The following is an 18989-nucleotide window of genomic DNA, read 5'->3' as shown; positions in this document are numbered from 1 at the left end:
CGTTCCCCCTCCCGGCGCCGCATCCGTTTAGGGGCGGCGCCGGGAGCGCAGGACAACCGGAGAAGCACCACCAGGGGAGGACAGCAACATGGGCGTCACGCTCGCCAAGGGAGGAAACGTCTCCCTGTCCAAGGCCGCGCCGAACCTCACACAGGTGTTGGTCGGCCTCGGCTGGGACGCGCGCTCCACCACCGGAGCCCCCTTCGACCTCGACGCCAGCGCCTTGCTGTGCAACAACGGCCGGGTCCTGGGCGACGAATGGTTCGTCTTCTACAACCAGCTGAAGAGCCCGGACGGCTCGGTCGAGCACACCGGCGACAACCTCACGGGCGAGGGCGACGGCGACGACGAGTCCCTGATCGTCGACCTCACGAAGGTCCCGGCCAACGTCGACAAGATCGTCTTCCCGGTCTCGATCCACATGGCCGACGAACGCGGCCAGACCTTCGGCCAGGTCGCCAACGCGTTCATCAGGGTCGTCAACCAGGCCGACGGCCAGGAGCTCGCCCGCTACGACCTCTCGGAGGACGCCTCGACGGAGACCGCGATGATCTTCGGCGAGCTCTACCGCTACCAGGGGGAGTGGAAGTTCCGTGCAGTAGGACAGGGGTACGCGTCGGGTTTGCGGGGCATCGCTCTAGACTTCGGAGTCAACGTTTCGTAAAGCCGAGTACGGCGCGGGGGAGACCCGTACCTACGGATTGGGTAGCCAGTGCTTCTGAAAACCTTTGGCTGGTCGTTCGCGGTCACCGCGCTCGGCCTGGTCGTCGGGGTCCTCTACGACGGATGGACCGGCCTCGGCGTCGTGGCGATCCTGTCCATCCTCGAGATCTCCCTGTCGTTCGACAACGCCGTGGTCAACGCGGGCATCCTGAAGAAGATGAACGCCTTCTGGCAGCGCATCTTCCTCACGGTCGGCGTGCTCATCGCGGTGTTCGGCATGCGCCTGGTCTTCCCGGTGGTGATCGTCGCGGTCAGCGCCAAACTCGGCCCCATCGAAGCCGTCGACCTCGCTCTCAACGACAAGACCCGCTACCAGGAACTGGTCACCGACGCGCACGCGTCGATCGCCGCCTTCGGTGGCATGTTCCTGCTGATGATCTTCCTCGACTTCATCTTCGAGGACCGGGACATCAAGTGGCTCGGCTGGATCGAGCGCCCGCTCGCCAAGCTCGGCAAGGTCGACATGCTGTCGGTCTGCATCGCCCTCGGCGTCCTGCTGACCGCCGCGTTCACGGTCGCCCCCAACGCGCACATCCACGGCGGCGGACACGTCGACAAGACCGAGACGGTCCTGCTCTCCGGCATCCTCGGCCTGATCACCTACCTCGTGGTCGGCGGCCTCTCCGGCTACTTCGAGGGCAAGCTCGAAGAAGAGGAGGAGAGGGAGCACGAGGAGGAGGAAGAGGCCAAGCGCTCGGGCAAGCAGAAGCCGGTCATCCTGCTCGCCGGCCGCGCCGCGTTCTTCATGTTCCTCTACCTCGAAGTCCTCGACGCGTCGTTCTCCTTCGACGGCGTGATCGGCGCCTTCGCCATCACCAACGACATCGTCCTGATGGCCGTCGGCCTCGGTGTCGGCGCCATGTACGTCCGGTCGCTGACCGTCTACCTGGTCCGCCAGGGCACCCTCGACGACTACGTCTACCTGGAGCACGGCGCCCACTACGCCATCGGCGCCCTCGCCGCGCTCCTGCTGATCACCATCCAGTACGAGATCCACGAGGTCATCACCGGTTCGATCGGCGTCCTGCTGATCGCCTGGTCCTTCTGGTCCTCGGTCCGCCGCAACCGCGCGCTGGCGGCTGCGGAGGGAAAAGAGGGGTCTGACGACGCGAAGGCGGAGGTCCCCTCCGGAGTCTGAGCCGGGTCCGGCATCCGGGACCGGAGTGTGATCACCTTCCGGATGAGGAAGGCTACTTGGCGGGGCGGCTGTTCGACACGGCCGCCCCGCCGGGCATTTCGCGACGCGGGGTTCTACGAGAGGGACATGGGGCGGGAGATGGGCTTCTTCGACGGGCTGCTGGGCAGCCGCTCGGCCGACTTCGACTCGGGCAGCGCCGCGAGCAACGCGATCGAGCTGAGCAAACGGCACCCGCAGGTCTCCCTGACGAAACAGGGGGCCGCGACCGGCAACCTCCGTGTCAACCTGACCTGGCGGATGCGGACGTCAGACTTCGGCGGCATGCAGCGCGAGAGCCTCCTGCGCCACCCCTTCAAGGCCCTCAAGCCCCCGGAGGTCGTCGGGCACAGCCAGAGCATGGTCAACGTCGACCTCGACCTCGGCTGCCTCTACGAACTCGCCGACGGCTCCCGGGGCGTCGTACAGCCGCTCGGCGGGTTCCTCGGCGACGTCAACGACCCGCCGTACGTGAAGCTCAGCGGGGACGACCGGTTCGGGTCGGCGTCCGGCGAGACGATGTACGTCAACCTCGACCACCGCGAGCACATCAGGCGGCTGCTGGTGTTCGTCTACATCTACGACCAGACCCCGGCGTTCGACCGTACGCACGCGATGGTCACGCTCTACCCGAGCAACGGCCCCCGGATAGAGGTCGGTCTCGACGAGCGGCATCCGCAGGCGCGGTCCTGCGCGGTCGTGATGATCGAGAACGTCAAGGGGGAGCTGATGGTCCGCCGCGAGGTGCGGTTCGTGTACGGCTTCCAGGCGGAGCTGGACCGGCTGTACGGCTGGGGGCTCCAGTGGGGGCGCGGACACAAGACGAAGACCGAGAAGTAGCCCGCTTCCAGGGACCGCCGCCTTCGGGGACCGCCCGGCTCAGCGGCCGATGAACTGCGGTCCCTGCGGCGGCATCGTGAACTCCTGCGGGTAGCCGTACGCCGGCTGGGCCCCCTGTCCGTACGTCGGCAGGGAGGCCGGGTAGCCGTACGCCGGCTGCTGCGGGGGCGTCGTCGGCTGCTCCGGCGGGAGCGGCTGGGAGAAGGTCTGGGGGCTCGCGGGGGGCTCCTCTCGGGGCGGGGCGTCCTGGTCCTGGGCCTCCGACTCGTCCACCGAGATGCCGTAGTTGACGGCGAGGCCCTTCAGCCCGTTCGAATAGCCCTCGCCGATCGCGCGGAACTTCCAGCCGTCGCCCCTGCGGTACAGCTCGCCGCAGATCAGGGCGGTCTCCTCGCCGGTCTCGGGGCGGACGTCGAAGACGGCGATCGGCTCGGCGTCGGTGAGGTTCGCGTCGTACAGCAGGATCTGGAGGGACTGGACGTGGTCGAAGGGGACCCCGTCCGCGGAGGCGACGAGCAGGATCTGGCCGACGACGGACTCGACACCGGTCAGATCGGTCTGGATGGTGTCGGTGAGGGCGTCGGCGACCCGCTTCTTGCCGAGCCGCCAGACCTTCCCGGACGGGTGGCGGGGCTGGTTGTAGAAGACGAAGTCCTCGTCGGAGCGCACGCGTCCGTCGGGTCCCAGCAGAAGCGCGGAGGCGTCGACGTCCGGCACGCCCTGACCGGGGGTCCAGCGCAGTACGGCGCGGACCGTGCCGGCTTCGAGCGGGACGTTCGACCCCTTCAGCATCGCGTGCGTCATGCGGTCATCCTGCCCTCTCGCCGCTGAGCAGGACAACCGAGGCGTGGAGTCCATCGGGAGGTGCCGGTCGGCGTTACCAGAAATTCATTCCCGGCGGGAACTTTTGAACCGATCGGTACGTACTATTACCGGTCACCTGTTTCACAGGATCTACCAGGTTCACCGTTCGTCACGGGGAGAGACATGCGTCATTTTGGGCACATCGCCCCGGAGGAGAGGCGACGCCTCTTCCACCAGGAGCCGTGCGCGTTCGGCACGGACTCCCCGGCCAAGCTGCTCTCCGCGGCCCTCGGCGCCACGCTCTACAGTCCGGCCACCCGCCTCCGCCTCGCCGACGACGTGATCAAACAGGCCGGCCAGGGCGTCGTCTCCATGGTGCTGTGCCTGGAGGACTCCATCGGTGACGACGACGTCCTCGCCGGCGAGGAGAACCTCGTCCGCCAGTTCGCCGACCTCGCCGGCCGCCCCGAGGAACTGCCCCTCCTGTTCATCCGGGTCCGTACGGCCGAGCAGATCCCCGACCTCGTCCGCCGCCTCGGCGACTCCGTACGGCTGCTCAGCGGCTTCGTCTTCCCCAAGTTCACCGAGGAACGCGGCACGGCCTTCCTCGAAGCCCTCAGCGCCGCCGAACTGGCGAGCGGGCGGCGGCTGTTCGGGATGCCCGTGCTGGAGACGCCGGAGCTGATGTACCGCGAGACCCGCGTCGAGGCGCTGGAGGGCATCGCCCGCGCCGTCGACAAGTACCGCGACCGCGTCCTCGCCCTGCGCCTCGGCGTCACCGACTTCTGCTCCTCCTACGGCCTGCGCCGCGCCCCCGACATGACCGCGTACGACGTCCAGATCGTCGCGTCCGTGATCGCCGACGTCGTCAACATGCTCGGCCGCGCGGACGGCACGGGGTTCACCGTCACCGGCCCGGTCTGGGAGTACTTCCGGGTCCCGCAGCGGATGTTCAAACCGCAGCTGCGCACCAGCCCCTTCCTTGAGGTCGAGGCCGTCGAACTGCGCGAACGCCTCATCGAGCACGCGATGGACGGCCTGCTGCGCGAGATCTCCCTCGACCACGCCAACGGCCTCCTCGGCAAGACCTGCATCCACCCCTCGCACGTCCCCGCGGTGCACGCGCTCTCCGTCGTCAGCCACGAGGAGTACAGCGACGCCGCGGACATCCTGCGCCCCGAGCGCGGCGGCGGGGGAGTGCTGCGCTCGCAGTACACGAACAAGATGAACGAGGTGAAGCCGCACCGCGCCTGGGCCGAGCGGACGATGCTGCGCGCCGAGGTGTTCGGCGTGGCCCACGAGGACGTCGGCTTCGTGGACCTGCTCGCGGCCGGTATCCCCGGCTGAACCCGAGCCGTGTGTCGGTGTTGTGTTTCGGTGACGTCATGAGGAGCGAAGTGAACGACGCGGTCTGGTCCGGCGGTTGGGTGGCCGAGCGGCTCGGGGTCGAGCTGGCCGGGGACGCGGTCCTGCCGGAGATGCTGGGGCTCGCGCTGCGTCGTAACCCCAAGCGGGCGCATCTGCTCGTCTCCAACGTCCTGGGCAAGCACGTGCCGCAGCTCCCCTCGGTCGTCTACGGCCACGGCTTCGCCCTCGGCCGCCGGGTGCGCGAACTCCTGGGCGCCGAGGCCGACTCGGCGGTGGTGCTGGGGTACGCCGAGACGGCGACGGGGCTGGGTCACTCGGTCGCGGACGGCGTCGGCGACGTGACGTACCTGCACTCGACCCGGCGGCCGGTGGAGGGGGTCGAACGGGCCGGCGGCTTCGAGGAGGCCCACTCCCACGCCACCTCGCATCTGTTGCTGCCGGAGGACGGGGAACTCCTCGGCGGGGACGGGCCGTTGGTGCTGGTCGACGACGAGTTCTCGACGGGCAACACCATCATGAACACGATCCGGGATCTGCATGAGCGGTATCCGCGGGGGCGGTATGTGGTGGTGACGCTGGTGGACATGCGGTCGGAGGCGGATGCGGGGAGGCTTTCGGCGTTCGCGGAGGAGATCGGTGCTCGCGTGGATCTCGTGGCGACGGCGTCGGGGACGGTGAAGCTGCCGGAGGGGGTGCTGGAGAGAGGGCAGGAGCTGGTGGGGCGGCACGAATTGATCGGCGTCGGGGCCAACTCCCCAGGGGCGCGGGGAACTGCGCGACCAGCCCCCACCGGCCCGCAGCCGACTATCAGCCGAGTCGACTTGCACTGGCCCGCGGACCTTCCCGACGGCGGCCGTCACGGCTTCACAGCCCACCACCGAATACAACTGGACGCGGCCCTCCCGGAGATGGCGGCCCGCCTCGCAGAGGCACTCCCGGCGGACGCCACCCGCGTCCACGTACTCGGCTTCGAAGAGCTGATGTACGCCCCCCTCCGCCTCGCCCACGAACTGGAGCACATAGCCGACGCCGAGGTCCGCTACTCCACGACGACCCGCTCCCCGGTCCTCGCCGTGGACGACCCGGGCTACGCCATCCGCACCCGCCTCACCTTCCCCGCACACGACAACCCGGCGGACGGCGCCGGCGACAGGTACGTCTACAACATCGCCGGCGCCGGCTTCGACGCGGTCATCGTGATCGTCGACTCCACCGCCGACACCCCCGAACTCCACGCCCCCGAGGGCCTGTTGGCCCAGCTCGCCCAGCACACCCCGCACGTGATCCTCGCGGTGATCCCGTCATACCTGCCCGGAGGGCCCCGTATGCTGCAAGACCCCCTCAGAGGCCCCGCCTTCTCCTCGTACGCCCCGGAGGAGGTCGGCTGGCTGCTCCAGGACCTCTCGGACGTCACGCTTGAGGCGCCGACGGAGGAACGCGAGGAGGCCGTGCAGAGCGGCGGCGCGCACTACGCCGAGTCCCTGCCGATCGAGTACCAGCCGAGCGAGCAGTACCAGGCGCTGTTCCACACCGCGCTGACCGAGTCCGCGGAGCGGCTCGCGCAGGCGGTCGGCGTCGTCACGGAAACGGTCCTCGCCGAGCGCTCGCCGCACCCGGTGCTGGTCTCGCTGGCCCGCGCCGGCACCCCCGTCGGCGTCCTGATGCGCCGCTGGGCCCAGTACCGGCACGGCCTCGAACTCCCGCACTACGCCGTGTCGATCGTGCGGGGCCGGGGCATCGACGCGAACGCGCTGCGCTGGCTGGCCGCGCACCACGACCCGGCCGACGTCGTGTTCGTCGACGGCTGGACCGGCAAGGGCGCGATCACCCGTGAACTCGCCGCGGCCATCGAGGAGTTCGAGGCGGCGGGGGGGCCGGCCGGGTTCGACCCCGAGATCGCGGTCCTCGCCGACCCCGGTTCCTGCGTGCGGACGTACGGCACGCGCGAGGACTTCCTCATCCCGTCGGCCTGTCTCAACTCGACGGTGTCCGGGCTGATTTCGCGGACCGTGCTGCGGGCGGACCTGGTCGGGCCCGACGACTTCCACGGCGGCAAGTTCTACCGGGAGCTGGCCGGGGTCGATGTCTCCGTCGCGTTCCTGGACGCCGTCTCCGCGCGGTTCGCCGAGGTGGGGGAGGCCGTCGACGCGGCCGTCAAGGAACTCCTCGCGAGCGACCGGACGCCGACGTGGGAGGGGTGGGCGGCCGTCGAGCGGATCAGCGAGGAGTACGGCATCCATGACGTCAACCTCGTGAAGCCCGGGGTGGGGGAGACGACCCGGGTGCTGCTGCGGCGGGTGCCGTGGAAGATTCTCGCTCGCGCGGGGGCCGGGGCGGATCTGGGGCATGTCCGGCTGCTGGCGGAGCAGCGTGGGGTGCCGGTCGAGGAAGTCGCCGAACTCCCCTACACCTGCGTCGGGTTGATCCATCCTCACTACACACGCGGTGCCACTGGTGCCGACGGGAAGGCGGTGGCCGGCTGATGTCGGTGCTTGTCGCTAGCGACCTCGACCGTACGCTCATCTACTCGCCGTCCGCGCTCGCCCTGACGATGCCGGACGCGCGGGCGCCCCGGCTGCTGTGCGTCGAGGTGCACGAGGCGCGTCCGCTGTCCTTCATGACGGAGACGGCTGCGCAGTTGCTGTCCGATCTCGGTGACGCGGCTGTCTTCGTTCCGACGACGACCCGGACGCGCAAGCAGTACCTGCGCATCAACCTGCCCGGTTCCACACCGAAGTTCGCGATCTGTGCGAACGGGGGGCACATCCTGGTCGACGGGGTCAGTGACGGGGACTGGCAGGCGGAGGTCACGTCGAGGCTGGCTGCGGAGTGCGCGCCTCATGAGGAGATCCAGGCGCACCTCGCGGAGACCGCCGATCCCGTCTGGCTCCGTAAGCAGCGTGTCGCCGAGGACCTGTTCTCCTACCTCGTCGTCGAACGCGAGCTCCTTCCCGAGGAGTGGGTCAAGGAACTCTCCGCGTGGGCCGAGGAGTTGGGCTGGGGCGTGTCCCTCCAGGGCCGCAAGATCTACGTGGTTCCCAAGCCCCTCACGAAGAGCGCCGCCGTCCACGAGGTCCTCCGCCGCACCGGCGCGCCCCTCAGTCTGGGCGCGGGTGACTCCCTCCTCGACGCGGACCTCCTGACCGCCGTCGACCGAGCCTGGCGCCCCGGCCACGGCGAACTCGCCGACACGGGTTGGACAGCCCCCGACGTGACGGCCCTGCCGGAACGGGGAGTTCTGGCGGGCGAACGAATCCTGCGCGAGTTCTTGAAGGCGGCTCGTTCGAGGGGCTGAGGGTGGTGTGGCGGCTGCGGGCGGATCGTGGCCGTTCGCGCAGTTCCCCGCGCCCCTCAAAGACATGGCGCGCGCCGTCCTGAGAGCGCGGCGCGCGCTGTGGCATGAGAGAAACGGCTACGCCGCCAAACCCACGAGGGTCCGCACTGAACCACTGACAGAACCACGTCTGTTGGGGGCGCGGGGAACTGCGCGAAAACCCACGACGGCCCGCACTGAACCACTCGCAGGACCACGTCTGTCAGGGGCGCGGGGCTGTATCCATATGCGGCTCCGCCGCGTGGGCGCGAACGGCCACGACGCGCCCGCACACGCCCACCCTCCCGCACCCCCCTACCCCTCACCCACAACACCCTCCACCACAACACCCCCCACCACCCTGCCCCTTGGGCGCAGCCGACGTACCCCCCACCGCCACCGCCGACAACAACTTCACCGTGTCGCCGTGGCCCGCAGGGCACTCCGCGGGAGCGGCGGACTCCGCCATCGGCCGGGACAACTCGAACGTATCGCCGCAAGTCCGGCACCGGTATTCGTAACGAGGCATGCCGCAAGGCTAACGGCTCGGTCATGATCACGAAGGTTGGCGTGATCATGCCGCTGATCTTTGGCAGAATCACACTTTGTTCACTGGGGGAACACGAGTGTGAAAGGCCGGCAGGTCCATATGAGAGCGCGTTGGTGGGGCACGACCGCGGCACTGGCCACGGCCGTGTGCGGAACGTTGATCGTGCAGGGCATGACGGAGGGACCGGCCGGCGCCGGCGACGACAAGGCGGGCCCCGTAAGGAACTCCGTACAGTCGGCCCCCCTCACCCGCAGCACGGACGGCACCTCCGCGACCCTCGCCCGCCGCACCGTCACCCCCTTCACGATGCTCGGCGTCACCTGGTCGAACCCGACCGCGGAGGTCACCGCGACGGTGGAGGTCCGCACCCGCGAAGCCACCACCCGCACCTGGTCGAACTGGCTGGTTCTCGACGCCGGCACCGGCGCCGGAGAGACCGCGGCGAAACGCGGCGGCACCGAACCCGCCTGGGTCGGCGCATCGGACGGCGTCGAAGTCCGGATCGCCGGCAAGCGCACCACCGAACTCCCCGACGGCCTCCGCCTGGACATGATCGGAACCGAGGGCAGGTCCACGCCGAAGGCCCACGCGGCCGACGACCTCGAACCGGCCGCCTTCCTGACCGACCCCACCCCGGACCCCACCCCCGACGAGTCCCGCACGGAATCCCCTACGGCAACCCCCGTAGACCCCCCGACGGACACCCCCACCGACCCCGAGCCCTCCGCGTCCCCTACGGAATCCCCCGTAGACCTCCCGAGCGAGACCCCCACCACCCCGGAACCCTCCCCCTCGGAGACCACCCCGGAGCCCACCACCCCGACGTCCCCCACCCCCTCGCCCTCCCCCACGATCCCCACCGCCCCCGCCTCCACCGTCCCCCAGCCGACGATCCTCCCCCGCTCGGCCTGGCGCGCGGACGAATCCCTCAGCCCCGAGGCGAGCACGTACCTCCAGGGAGGGATCAAGGCGGTCGTGGTCCACCACACGGCCAGCTCCAGCGATTACACCTGCGAGGAGGCCCCCGCGATCATCAACGCGATCTACACGTACGACGTGACGACGCTGGGCTGGCGCGACCTCGGCTACAACTTCGTCGTCGACAAGTGCGGAACGGTCTACGAGGGCCGCAAGGGCGGCATCGACCTCCCGGTCGTCGGCTCGCACGCGTACGGCTTCAACTCGCAGACCACCGGCATCGCCGTCCTCGGCACCTACACGGACTCCGCGCCCCCGCTCCCGGTCCTCACCTCGGTCGCGAGGGTCGCGGCCTGGAAGCTCGGCCAGTACGGCGTGGCCCCGGACGCGACGGTCACCCTGACGACCGCCCTGTCCGGCCGGAACCACGCGGGCCGCACCTGGGCGCCGGGGGAGACCCTGACGGGCCCGGCGATCCAGGGCCACCGCGACTCCTTCAACACCCAGTGCCCCGGCGACGCCCTGTACGCGGCGCTGTCCACCGTCCGCACCCTCGCCGCGGGCCCCGTCACCGGCCTCACCCTCAAGTCCCTGACGGGGACGGCCCTCGTGGGGAGTACCCCGTACACGAACGGCCCGGCCACGGTGGCCTGGTCCGCCGACACCCCGGTCGCGCTCATCACGTCGTACGAGGTCCTGGTGGACGGCAAGGCCGTCGTCTCCCTCCCCGGTACCACCACCTCCGCCAGGGTGACGCTCACTCCCGGGAGCCACCAGGTGCAGGTGCGGGCGGTGCACCAGTCGGGGCGGGCGGCGACCAGCGCCGGACGCGCCGTCGTCGTGGACGCGACGGCCCCGGCCTTCCCCGTCAGGCCGAACCTCGTGCTGCGGACGGGGACGGTGAACACGGCTGCCGTGCCGGTGACGCTGGGGTGGAAGGCGTCCGACGCGACCGCGCTGAAGGAGGTCCGGCTGACCGCGCCGCTCGCGCGGACGTACGGCCCGACGGTCACCGGCGCCGCGCACACCGCCAAGTCCGGTGCCGCGACGGCGTTCACGCTGCGGGCGTACGACACCGTCGGCAACTCCGCGGCTGCCTCGGTGTCGGGGACTCCGGTGATCGCGCAGGAGACGGCGGCCGTCAGGTCCGGGGCGTGGACCGCGAAGTCGTCGACGAACTACCTGGGCGGCAAGTCCCTCACCAGCGGCGCGAAGAACGCCTCCCTCACCTGGACGTTCACCGGCCGCTCGGTCGGCTGGGTGGTGTCGAGGGCGGCGACCTCCGGTCAGGCGGACATCTACCTCGACGGCAAGAAGGTCACCACAATCGACCTCAAATCCTCCACAACCGCCTATCGGAACGTCGTCTGGACCAAGAGCTGGGCGGCAAGTGCCCAACACACGCTCAAGATTGTGGTGCGAGGCACCACCGGCCGCCCGGCGGTCACGACGGACGGGATCGTCAGCCTGAAGTAGTCCATCGGTACCTCCGGACTACCCCGGAGGTATCCCCTTGGCCTCAGGATGTGACGAAGTTCCTCCCTCCGGTTTCCGATGAACGCAGTGATTGCGTTCATTTCTGTCACTTTCTTGTGTGGAGAACTTGCGAAGAGCACTGGTAATTTGAGTGGGCCGCGTGGTCGGGGGGACGTGGGGGGTTTCGCAGCCGTGACCAGGTGAACGAAAGCCCTCCCTCACGCTCTGTGCGTCCCCGCGCGCGGCATCCACGAGTGCGGAGGGAGACGCTGTCGTGACCAGGCGGGGGGAGGGGGAGGAGCGCCGGAAGCCGGACTCGGTCCCGCGGCCGGACGAGACCATGCAGCTGAAGGTCCCCGCCTCCTTCCGGGCGGACGAGACCATGCAACTGCGCGTCGCGGACCTGGAGATACCCGAGGCCGGAAAGCCTTCCGGCAGACGGGCCCGCACCAGCAGGCTCGACCGCAAGAAGGAGCTCCGGCCGTCCCCGGCCCGCCGCCTCGCCGGCGCCCTCGCCCCGTACGCCCGCCGCCTCAGACCCGCCTACCCGCGCCCCGACCGCGACGGCTGGCGCCGCTGGGCACCCTCCTGGCGGCAGTGGGCCGGCGCCGCCCTCGCCGGCACCGGCGTCACCGTCGTCTTCCTCGGCATCGCCTACGCCGCCACCGACATCCCCGACCTCAACTCCTACGCGAAACAGCAGGACAACGTCTTCTTCTGGGCCAGCGGCACCCCGATGGCCCGCACCGGCTGGGTCCAGCGCCAGGACATGCCCCTCAAGGACGTCCCCGAGGACGTCCGGTACGCGGTCATCGCCGCCGAGAACGCCAGCTTCTACAGCGACCCCGGCATCTCCCTCAAAGGTATTAGCCGCGCCCTGCTGCGCACGGTCGGCTCGGGCGACACCCAGGGCGGCTCGACCATCACCCAGCAGTACGTGAAGAACGTCTACCTCAACCAGGACCAGACGGTCAGCCGCAAGTTCACCGAGGCGATGATCGCGCTCAAGCTGGACAACCAGATGAGCAAGGACGACATCCTCCAGGGCTACCTGAACACCAGCTGGTTCGGCCGCGGCACCTACGGCATCCAGCGCGCCGCCCAGGCGTACTACGGCAAGGACGTCGGCGAACTCAACGCCAGCGAGGGCGCGATGCTCGCCGCGCTCCTCAAGGGCGCGGGCCTGTACGACCCGACGCTCAGCGCCGCCAACCACGCGCGCGCCGTCGAACGCTGGAAGTGGATTCTCGACCGGATGGTCGACATCGGCAAACTGTCCAAGACGGAACGCGCGAAGTACACGAAGTTCCCGGAGCCCCTCAAACGCAACCCCCTTTATGACACGGGTCAACAGACCGACTATCTCGTCGAGTTGGCGACCAGTTACGTCAAGAAGGCCGCGAACATCTCCGACAAGGAATTCGACCTCGGCGGCTATCAGATCTACACGACGTTCGACAAGAACCGCGAGACGCAGCTCACCGACGAGGTCACCAAGGCCCGCCAGAAGGCCCAGAAGGACGACCCGAAGAACGCGAAGGCCGCCCACTACGGCGCCGCCTCGGTGGGCGCCGACGGACAGATCCTCGCCGTCTACGGCGGCCCCGACCACCGTACGCAGGGCTACAACGAGTCCAACGCCACGACCGTGCCCGCCGGTTCGGCGTTCCAGCCGTTCGTCTACGCCGCCGGGCTCGAACACGGCGTACGCAAGACCCGCGAGGGACCCGTCGAGCAGATCAGCCCCCAGAGTCTGTACGACGGGAACGACGGGGCGCTGATCAAGACGCCGGAGGGCCCGTACTGGGACCGCAGCGGCAAGCCGGTCGCCGTCAAGAACGACAAGGGCAGGTCGTACGGCACGATCAGCCTGCGCCGGGCCCTCGCGCTCGGCGTCAACGGGCCGTTCATGCAGCTCGGTATGGACACCGGCCTCGACAAGGTGCGCAAGACCGCCGAGGACTCCGGGCTGCTCTCCTCCAGCATCGGCGCGATGGTGCCCGCCCTGTCCACGGGCAGCTCCACGCCGAGCGCGATCCGCATGGCGAGCGGCTACTCCACGTTCGCCGCGGGCGGCACCCACACCGAGCCGTACTCGGTGCGCAAACTCACCCGCAACGGCGGCCAGGTGGAGCTCGCCCGGCCCGCCGCCCAGCGGGCGATGAGCGAAGAGGTGGCCGGCGAGGTGACGGACGCCCTCACCGACGCCTACCGCGCCGCCAACCCCTCGGCGCCGTCCTCCGCGAAGGTCGCCGGGAAGTCCGGGATGACCGACAAGGACACCGCCGCCTGGTACGTCGGCACCGCCGAGAAGGTCTCGACGGCCGTCGTCGTCTACCGCATCGACCTCACCAAGAGCCTCGAACCACTGCCGTTGGAGGGCATCGCCGGCACCACCGGCGACAGCGTCCCGTACGGCATCTGGTCGCGGGCCACGAGTCCGCTCGGCTGACCACCGGGCCGGACCCCGCCGACCAGTCCCTGTCCCCCAGCAGAATGAGCAGCCGCACATGAAGCAACCGTCGGGCCGCCGCCGCAAGGCTCCCGAGCCGCGCCCGCCCAAGTCCCCGGGCGTCGCCCGGCGTTCGGGGTTCCTGTCCCTGGCCGCTTTCCTCGTCGTCACCTCGCTCGTCGCGGGGTACATGGTGCTCTCCCGCACCGACCGGACCACCCCGACGGCCGCCGAGGGGCCGCCCGGCAGACAGACGGTGAAGGAGACCGAGGAGCCCTGGGACGGCAAGACGAAGGTGCTCGGCGACGGCTCGACGTCCTACACCGGCCCGCAGGAAGGTCAGTTGAAGCCGGAGCCGCTCAAGCCCGGTGAGAAACCGCCCCAGTTCGTCGTCTTCTCCTGGGACGGCGCCCTCCAGGGCGACGACCAGCTCTTCTCCCACTACCGGAGCCTGGCGCAGGAGTACAACGCGCACATGACGTTCTTCCTCACCGGCATCTACCTGCTGCCGAAGGACAAGAAGAACCTCTACAACCCCCCGCAGCACCCCCGGGGCAGCGCGGCGATCAGCTACGCGACCGACGAACACATCCGCACCACCCTCGAACAGCTCGGCCGGGCCTGGGAGGAGGGGAACGAGATCGGCACCCACTTCAACGGCCACTTCTGCGAGGCCAAGGGCGGCAAGGACTGGAGCGTCGCGGAGTGGAAGAGCGAGATCGACCAGTTCTACGAGTTCGCGGAGAACTGGAAGACCAACACCGGCTTCAAGTCGATGGACCCGCTGCCCTTCGACTTCCGCAAGGAGGTCACCGGCGGGCGCGCGCCCTGCCTGGAGGGCCAGCCCAACCTGCTGAAGGCGGCGAAGAGTTACGGCTGGCGCTACGACGCCAGCTCACCCGGCAAGTTCCAGGTGTGGCCCGACAAGAAGGACGGCATCTGGGACTTCCCGCTCCAGATGCTCCCCTACGAGGGCGGCAAGTACCAGGGCCTGTCGATGGACTTCAACTTCCTGTACAACCAGTCCAACGGCCAGGTGAACGGCGACCCCGCCAAGTACCCGCAGTGGGAGCAGGAGACCCTCGACACCTACATGGCGGGCTTCAACCGGGTCTACTACGGCAGCCGCGCGCCGATGTTCATCGGCAACCACTTCGAGGACTGGAACGGCGGCATCTACATGCGGGCCGTCGACCAGACCATCAAGAACGTCTGCACCAAGAAGGACGTGAAGTGCGTGTCCTTCAAGGAGTTGGCGGACTGGATGGACGTCCAGAACCCCGAGACCCTCGACCGGCTCCGAACCCTTGATCCTGCCCAGAGCCCGGACTGGTCAACCGTCGTCCAGTGACGGTCTTATAACAGCTTGCCGCTCCGTGGGTAACCCCCTTCACAACAGCCACACATGGCATGCAAGGATTCCGCTACCCGGCATCCCTCCCCCGCCGGGCAAGAGGGGAACTATCAGTGAAGTCAAGGAAATTGAGCCGTTCGCGGCGTCGCGTCACGATACTCACGGCGACCGCCGCGTCGGTCGCCGCGGGCGTCGCGCTGCTGCCGAACTGGTCGGCGGGCGCCGCGACCCCGAGCAACCCCACGGTGGACGCCAAGACCAGGGCGACCTTCCAGAAGCTGGCCGACGCGGTCTTCACCGACCGCACCGACGCGCTCGTGGACGGCAACCGCAAGAAGCCCACGACCAAGGGCTTCTCGGGTCGCGTCAAGATGTCCTCCAAGCAGAACAGCGCCGAGAGCAGCACCCTCAGCACCCTGACCCAGCGCAAGACCACGCTGGCCAAGGCCGGCGAGAAGTACAGCAAGGGCGCCACCAGCGTCAGCCTCGACACCGTCAAGGTCACGGGCCGCACCGCCAAGGCGAAGGTCACCGAGACCACGACCCTCAGCTACGAGAAGGTCACCGGCAAGGAGCCGACCACCACCGGCTTCCAGGCCCACCACGAGCTGACCTTCAGCGCCGACAGCAGCGGCAACTGGCAGCTCTCCGGCGTCCGTTCGACCGACGACGGCGGCCCCACCGTCAACCAGGTCGCGAAGCCCGCCGTGGCCACCGTCAAGCCGGCCGCCGCCGCGACCGACACCCCGGCCGCCCCGCGCGCCGCCACCACGCGCAACCCGGTCGCCGTCCCGAAGACCCTCACCGGCGGGACGTACGACTACAAGGCGATGGCGGCCTACGCCGAGAAGTACTGGAGCAACTACAACCCCGACTACCCGAACTTCAACGGGCAGGGCGCGGGCGGTGACTGCACCAACTTCGTCAGCCAGTCCCTGAAGGCCGGCGGCTGGAAGCACGCCCCGGGCTACGTGTACGACTACACGAAGTGGTTCGGCAACAACGAGATCCAGTCGTACTCGTTCGTCGGCGTCAACGAGTGGTCCTGGTTCACCCAGAACGCCAAGCGCTCCACGCCGCTCGCGAACGTCTACCAGATGCAGGTCGGCGACGTCCTCCAGGTCGACTTCGACCGGGACGGCTCCAAGGACCACACGATGATCGTGTCGTACGTCTCCGGCGGTATGCCGTACCTGACGTACCACTCGTCGAACACCTACCGGCGTTCGCTCTCCAGCATCCTCTCGTCGTACCCGAACTCGTACTACTACGCGTACCGCACCTGATCCCCCTAGGTCTCGGGTACCACGGGCCCGCCTCCCTCTCCAGGGTGGCGGGCCTCGCGCGTGTCAGTGGGCCGTGCCCCGCTCCTCGCGGATCTGCGACACCACCCGCGCCACCGCCTGCCGGACCGCCTCCGTCTCGGTCAGGAAGTGCCAGTAGTCGGGGTGGCGCCCCTCCAGACCGGCCACCGCGCGGTCCAGCCGGGCCACCGACTCGTCGAGCGGACGGGCGTGCCGGGGGTCGGGGGTGGTGCGGCCGGTCATCGCGAGGCGCTGCGCGTCCCGGATCGCGAACCTGGTCCGGTCGATCTCCTGCTGCGGGTCCTTCTGGACGGCGTTCAGCCTGGTCAGCCGGTCGCCCGCGGCCGACACCGACTCGTCCGTCGCGTTCAGCAGCGCCCGGACCGTCGACAGCAGCGACGCCGCGTCCGGCCAGCGCTGCGCGTCCCGCGCCGAGCGCGCCTCGCGGAGCTTCGCCTCGGCCTGCCGGACGTTCTCGGCGGCCTGCTCGGGCACCCGCTGGAGGTCCTGCCAGCAGGCCGCGGTGAACCGGCGGCGCAGCTCGCTGAGGATCGGGTCGACCTGCTCGGCGCGGGTCGTCAGGGCCTGCGCGCGGGTCCGCAGCGACACCAGCCGGTGGTCGATCTCGGCGGCCCGCTCCGGGAGCCGGCCGGCCTCCGCGCGGATCGCCTCCGCCTCCCGCGCGACCCGCTCCGCGCGCTCCAGGGTCTGCGGCACGCCGTGCTGTCCGCCGCCCTGGTTCAGCTTCGTCAGCTCGGGCGCCAGCGCCGCGAGCCGCGCCGCCAGGTCGTCCGCCGCCAGCCCGCTCGCCCGGACGGCGTCCAGCGCGTTCGAGGCCGCCAGCAGGGCCTGCCGGGCGCGCTCCACGGCCGGGGCGAGGCGGGCGAGCTGTGTCTCCGCCTTGCCGAGCAGCGGACCCAGACTGCTCGCGAAGCGGTCCAACTCCTGCTTCGCCCGGGTGAGTTCGTCCTTGGCGCGAGTCAGGTCCGTACGCGCCTGGGCCGCCGCCGAGGTCTCCAGGTCGTCGCGGTCGAGGTCGTAGGCGTCGACGGCGGTGATGTACTGCTGGCTCACCTCGTCGATCCGGCGGCCGATCTCCGCGAAGGAGCCGACGGCTCTGCGGGCCGGCGCCGAGTCGTCCACCGCGGTGATCGTCTCGATCGAGATCCGCAAGTCCCGCTGCGCGGTGTCCAGTTCGTAGAACGCCTCCGCCGCCGCGTCCTTCGCCGCCTGGGCCTCGGCCCGCATGCTCTCCGACCGGCCGCCGAACCAGCGCCGGGTGCCGCCCCCGGCGAAGGACGCGGGCAGGACGAGCGCGGTGAGGAGGGGGAGGGCGACGGCGAGCGCGAGCGCGTCCCGCAGGGGGGTCCTCGGGGGCGGCGGGCTCGGGGGCAGCGGGCTCCTCGGGGGTCGCTCCGGTCGACTCGCTCGTGAAGGTGTCGCCGTCACGTCCCTCTCCCGCGCTGTCGTCCGTCCTGCCTGGCCCGGTTCCATTCTCCCACCGGTGAAGGACGAACACACGGGCCGGTCGGTTCGCGCCGGAACGGTGTGTGATGCGGGAGGGGGAGGAGGGGTGGCGCGGAGGGGGTAGGGGGCGTGGCTCCGGAGGGGTACGGGGCGTGGCGCGGGAGGGGTATGGGGTGTGCTCAGCCCGCCGTGCGGATGCGGAGGTCGCCGTCCGAGACCCGTGCCGTGATCGTGTGCGCGCTGCCGTCGGCGTGCGGCACGGAGACCTGCCGGTCGCCGTCGTTCACGTCCGCCGTCACCTTGTACGTCGCCTTCGGCACCTCGACCGTGACGTCCCCGTCGTTCGCCTTCACCTCGACCCGGTTCGGGACGACGGACAGGCGCAGCCGGACGGAGCCGTCGCCGGAGCGGCTGGTGACCGTCCGGGAGGCGACGTCGGCGCGCACCGAACCGTCGCCCGTGTCCAGGTCCAGCGGGCCCGAGCTGTCGGTGATCCGTACGGACCCGTCGCGGGCCTTGACGCGCAGGGCGTCCCGCAGCCCGGCGGCCTCGACGTCGCCGTCGCGCGAGACGACCTGTACCGCGACGCCCCGGGGGACCTCGATCCGGTGCCGGGAGGCACAGTTCGCGACGAGGCCGGAGCAGCTCATCCGCAGCTTCAGCCGGTCGCCGGACAGGGACCAGGTCAGCTTCGGGTCCTTGCCGATCGCGACGGAGCCGTCGAACCAGCGGGTGACCACGGCGTGGCCCGCCTTGTTGCCGTCGGCCGCGACGATCTCCAGCGACGTGTTGTCCGCGTCGATCGTCAGGGTCGACCCCGGGAGGGCGAAGTCGCGGGTCTCGGGGGCGGTGTCGTCCGAGGCGTTCGCGCACGAGGTGGCCAGGGCGGCGACGAGGGCCGCGCCGGAGGCGAGGAGCAGACGGGTGCGGGTGGTACGGGCCATGTCGAAGTCCCCCTGGAACGAACCGGATCGGTCCTTCGAAAGTAGGTCCGCCGGGCGCCGGGATCGATCCGGCTCCCTCCCTGAAGCGGGGTGGGGATAACCCCCGGGGGACCCCCTAGGGGGATACGGGTTTGCGGGACAGGACCCCTGACAAGGTACGCTGTCGACTCGTCCTGGGTGCGTCAGCCTCGGGTACGGGTGCGTAGCTCAGGGGTAGAGCGCCTGCCTTACAAGCAGGATGTCGGCGGTTCGAAACCGTCCGCGCCCACACAACCTGTCTGACCTGCTAGAACAGGTCATAT

Annotated in this window: 14 protein-coding genes and 1 tRNA gene; 11 read left to right on the top strand and 4 right to left on the bottom strand. The window is 69.8% G+C overall.

Annotation, left to right across the window (positions count from 1 at the left end):
- Positions 1-88: 88 nt before the first annotated feature.
- The 3 genes from ABZX85_RS09825 (at position 89) to ABZX85_RS09815 (ending at position 2737) form a co-directional block, all read left to right on the top strand.
- Positions 89-664: a TerD family protein gene (locus tag ABZX85_RS09825; RefSeq protein WP_355864333.1), complete on the top strand. Its 576-nt coding sequence runs from the start codon at positions 89-91 to the stop codon at positions 662-664.
- 48 nt (positions 665-712) lie between these two features.
- Entirely contained in the window at positions 713-1861 is a 1149-nt protein-coding gene (locus ABZX85_RS09820; RefSeq protein ID WP_355864331.1) for a DUF475 domain-containing protein, read from the top strand.
- A 138-nt stretch (positions 1862-1999) separates the two neighbouring features.
- Positions 2000-2737, top strand: coding sequence for a Tellurium resistance (locus tag ABZX85_RS09815; RefSeq protein ID WP_355865427.1), 738 nt, complete (start codon positions 2000-2002; stop codon positions 2735-2737).
- A 39-nt stretch (positions 2738-2776) separates the two neighbouring features.
- On the opposite strand, the gene ABZX85_RS09810 is transcribed toward ABZX85_RS09815, so the two are convergent.
- Positions 2777-3541, bottom strand: coding sequence for a TerD family protein (locus ABZX85_RS09810; protein WP_355864330.1), 765 nt, complete (start codon positions 3539-3541; stop codon positions 2777-2779).
- Between the two features lie 183 nt (positions 3542-3724).
- Between ABZX85_RS09810 and ABZX85_RS09805 the strand changes: the two genes are divergently transcribed.
- Genes ABZX85_RS09805 through ABZX85_RS09795 form a run of 3 tightly spaced genes read left to right on the top strand, consistent with a single transcriptional unit; the run spans position 3725 to position 8204 of the window.
- Positions 3725-4888 carry an HpcH/HpaI aldolase/citrate lyase family protein gene (locus tag ABZX85_RS09805; protein WP_355864328.1) on the top strand — a complete coding sequence of 388 codons (1164 nt, stop codon included), beginning with the start codon at positions 3725-3727 and terminating at the stop codon, positions 4886-4888.
- Between the two features lie 38 nt (positions 4889-4926).
- The gene (locus ABZX85_RS09800; protein WP_355864326.1) at positions 4927-7392 is read left to right on the top strand and encodes a phosphoribosyltransferase; all 2466 of its coding nucleotides are present in this window, start codon (positions 4927-4929) and stop codon (positions 7390-7392) included.
- Positions 7392-8204 (top strand): HAD family hydrolase, encoded by an 813-nt coding sequence (locus ABZX85_RS09795; RefSeq protein ID WP_355864324.1) that lies wholly within the window; start codon positions 7392-7394, stop codon positions 8202-8204. The genes ABZX85_RS09800 and ABZX85_RS09795 overlap by 1 nt, the downstream gene beginning before the upstream one ends.
- 340 nt (positions 8205-8544) lie before the next feature.
- Here ABZX85_RS09795 and ABZX85_RS09790 read toward each other — a convergent pair whose 3' ends face one another.
- Entirely contained in the window at positions 8545-8751 is a 207-nt protein-coding gene (locus ABZX85_RS09790; RefSeq protein ID WP_355864322.1) for a zinc ribbon domain-containing protein, read from the bottom strand.
- Positions 8752-8871: 120 nt separating this feature from the next.
- Here ABZX85_RS09790 and ABZX85_RS09785 point away from each other — a divergent pair, with 120 nt between their 5' ends.
- The 4 genes from ABZX85_RS09785 to ABZX85_RS09770 all read left to right on the top strand — a co-directional run bounded on the left by ABZX85_RS09785 (position 8872) and on the right by ABZX85_RS09770 (position 16258).
- Positions 8872-11166 carry a peptidoglycan recognition protein gene (locus tag ABZX85_RS09785; protein ID WP_355864320.1) on the top strand — a complete coding sequence of 765 codons (2295 nt, stop codon included), beginning with the start codon at positions 8872-8874 and terminating at the stop codon, positions 11164-11166.
- A gap of 340 nt (positions 11167-11506) precedes the next feature.
- On the top strand, positions 11507-13618 hold the full coding sequence (locus ABZX85_RS09780) for a transglycosylase domain-containing protein (RefSeq protein WP_355865424.1): 2112 nt from the start codon (positions 11507-11509) through the stop codon (positions 13616-13618).
- A gap of 58 nt (positions 13619-13676) precedes the next feature.
- A complete protein-coding gene (locus ABZX85_RS09775; RefSeq protein WP_355864318.1) occupies positions 13677-14969 on the top strand; it encodes a hypothetical protein in 1293 nt (430 codons plus the stop codon).
- A gap of 131 nt (positions 14970-15100) precedes the next feature.
- Entirely contained in the window at positions 15101-16258 is a 1158-nt protein-coding gene (locus ABZX85_RS09770) for an amidase domain-containing protein (protein ID WP_355864316.1), read from the top strand.
- Between the two features lie 63 nt (positions 16259-16321).
- Here ABZX85_RS09770 and ABZX85_RS09765 read toward each other — a convergent pair whose 3' ends face one another.
- Positions 16322-17725 carry a hypothetical protein gene (locus tag ABZX85_RS09765; RefSeq protein ID WP_355864314.1) on the bottom strand — a complete coding sequence of 468 codons (1404 nt, stop codon included), beginning with the start codon at positions 17723-17725 and terminating at the stop codon, positions 16322-16324.
- A gap of 197 nt (positions 17726-17922) precedes the next feature.
- Positions 17923-18687 (bottom strand): DUF4097 family beta strand repeat-containing protein, encoded by a 765-nt coding sequence (locus ABZX85_RS09760; RefSeq protein WP_355864312.1) that lies wholly within the window; start codon positions 18685-18687, stop codon positions 17923-17925.
- Positions 18688-18883: 196 nt separating this feature from the next.
- On the opposite strand from ABZX85_RS09760, the gene ABZX85_RS09755 reads away from it, so the two are divergent.
- Positions 18884-18955 (top strand) — tRNA-Val (locus ABZX85_RS09755).
- The last annotated feature ends 34 nt before the right edge of the window (positions 18956-18989 follow it).

This window comes from Streptomyces sp. NPDC004539 (genome assembly GCF_040610055.1).
In the GTDB taxonomy this organism is placed as follows: Bacteria; Actinomycetota; Actinomycetes; order Streptomycetales; family Streptomycetaceae; genus Streptomyces.
This window is presented reverse-complemented; position numbering and strand designations above follow the sequence as displayed.

What these genes read in the sequence shown, in the direction of transcription:
- ABZX85_RS09810 (WP_355864330.1), bottom strand. Translation starts at nt 3,541, where the DNA reads ATGACGCACGCGATGCTGAAGGGGTCGAACGTCCCGCTCGAAGCCGGC.
- ABZX85_RS09780 (WP_355865424.1), top strand. Translation starts at nt 11,507, where the DNA reads ATGCAGCTGAAGGTCCCCGCCTCCTTCCGGGCGGACGAGACCATGCAA.
- ABZX85_RS09760 (WP_355864312.1), bottom strand. Translation starts at nt 18,687, where the DNA reads ATGGCCCGTACCACCCGCACCCGTCTGCTCCTCGCCTCCGGCGCGGCC.
- ABZX85_RS09800 (WP_355864326.1), top strand. Translation starts at nt 4,927, where the DNA reads ATGAGGAGCGAAGTGAACGACGCGGTCTGGTCCGGCGGTTGGGTGGCC.
- ABZX85_RS09785 (WP_355864320.1), top strand. Translation starts at nt 8,872, where the DNA reads ATGAGAGCGCGTTGGTGGGGCACGACCGCGGCACTGGCCACGGCCGTG.
- ABZX85_RS09825 (WP_355864333.1), top strand. Translation starts at nt 89, where the DNA reads ATGGGCGTCACGCTCGCCAAGGGAGGAAACGTCTCCCTGTCCAAGGCC.
- ABZX85_RS09775 (WP_355864318.1), top strand. Translation starts at nt 13,677, where the DNA reads ATGAAGCAACCGTCGGGCCGCCGCCGCAAGGCTCCCGAGCCGCGCCCG.
- ABZX85_RS09805 (WP_355864328.1), top strand. Translation starts at nt 3,725, where the DNA reads ATGCGTCATTTTGGGCACATCGCCCCGGAGGAGAGGCGACGCCTCTTC.
- ABZX85_RS09790 (WP_355864322.1), bottom strand. Translation starts at nt 8,751, where the DNA reads ATGCCTCGTTACGAATACCGGTGCCGGACTTGCGGCGATACGTTCGAG.
- ABZX85_RS09795 (WP_355864324.1), top strand. Translation starts at nt 7,392, where the DNA reads ATGTCGGTGCTTGTCGCTAGCGACCTCGACCGTACGCTCATCTACTCG.
- ABZX85_RS09815 (WP_355865427.1), top strand. Translation starts at nt 2,000, where the DNA reads ATGGGCTTCTTCGACGGGCTGCTGGGCAGCCGCTCGGCCGACTTCGAC.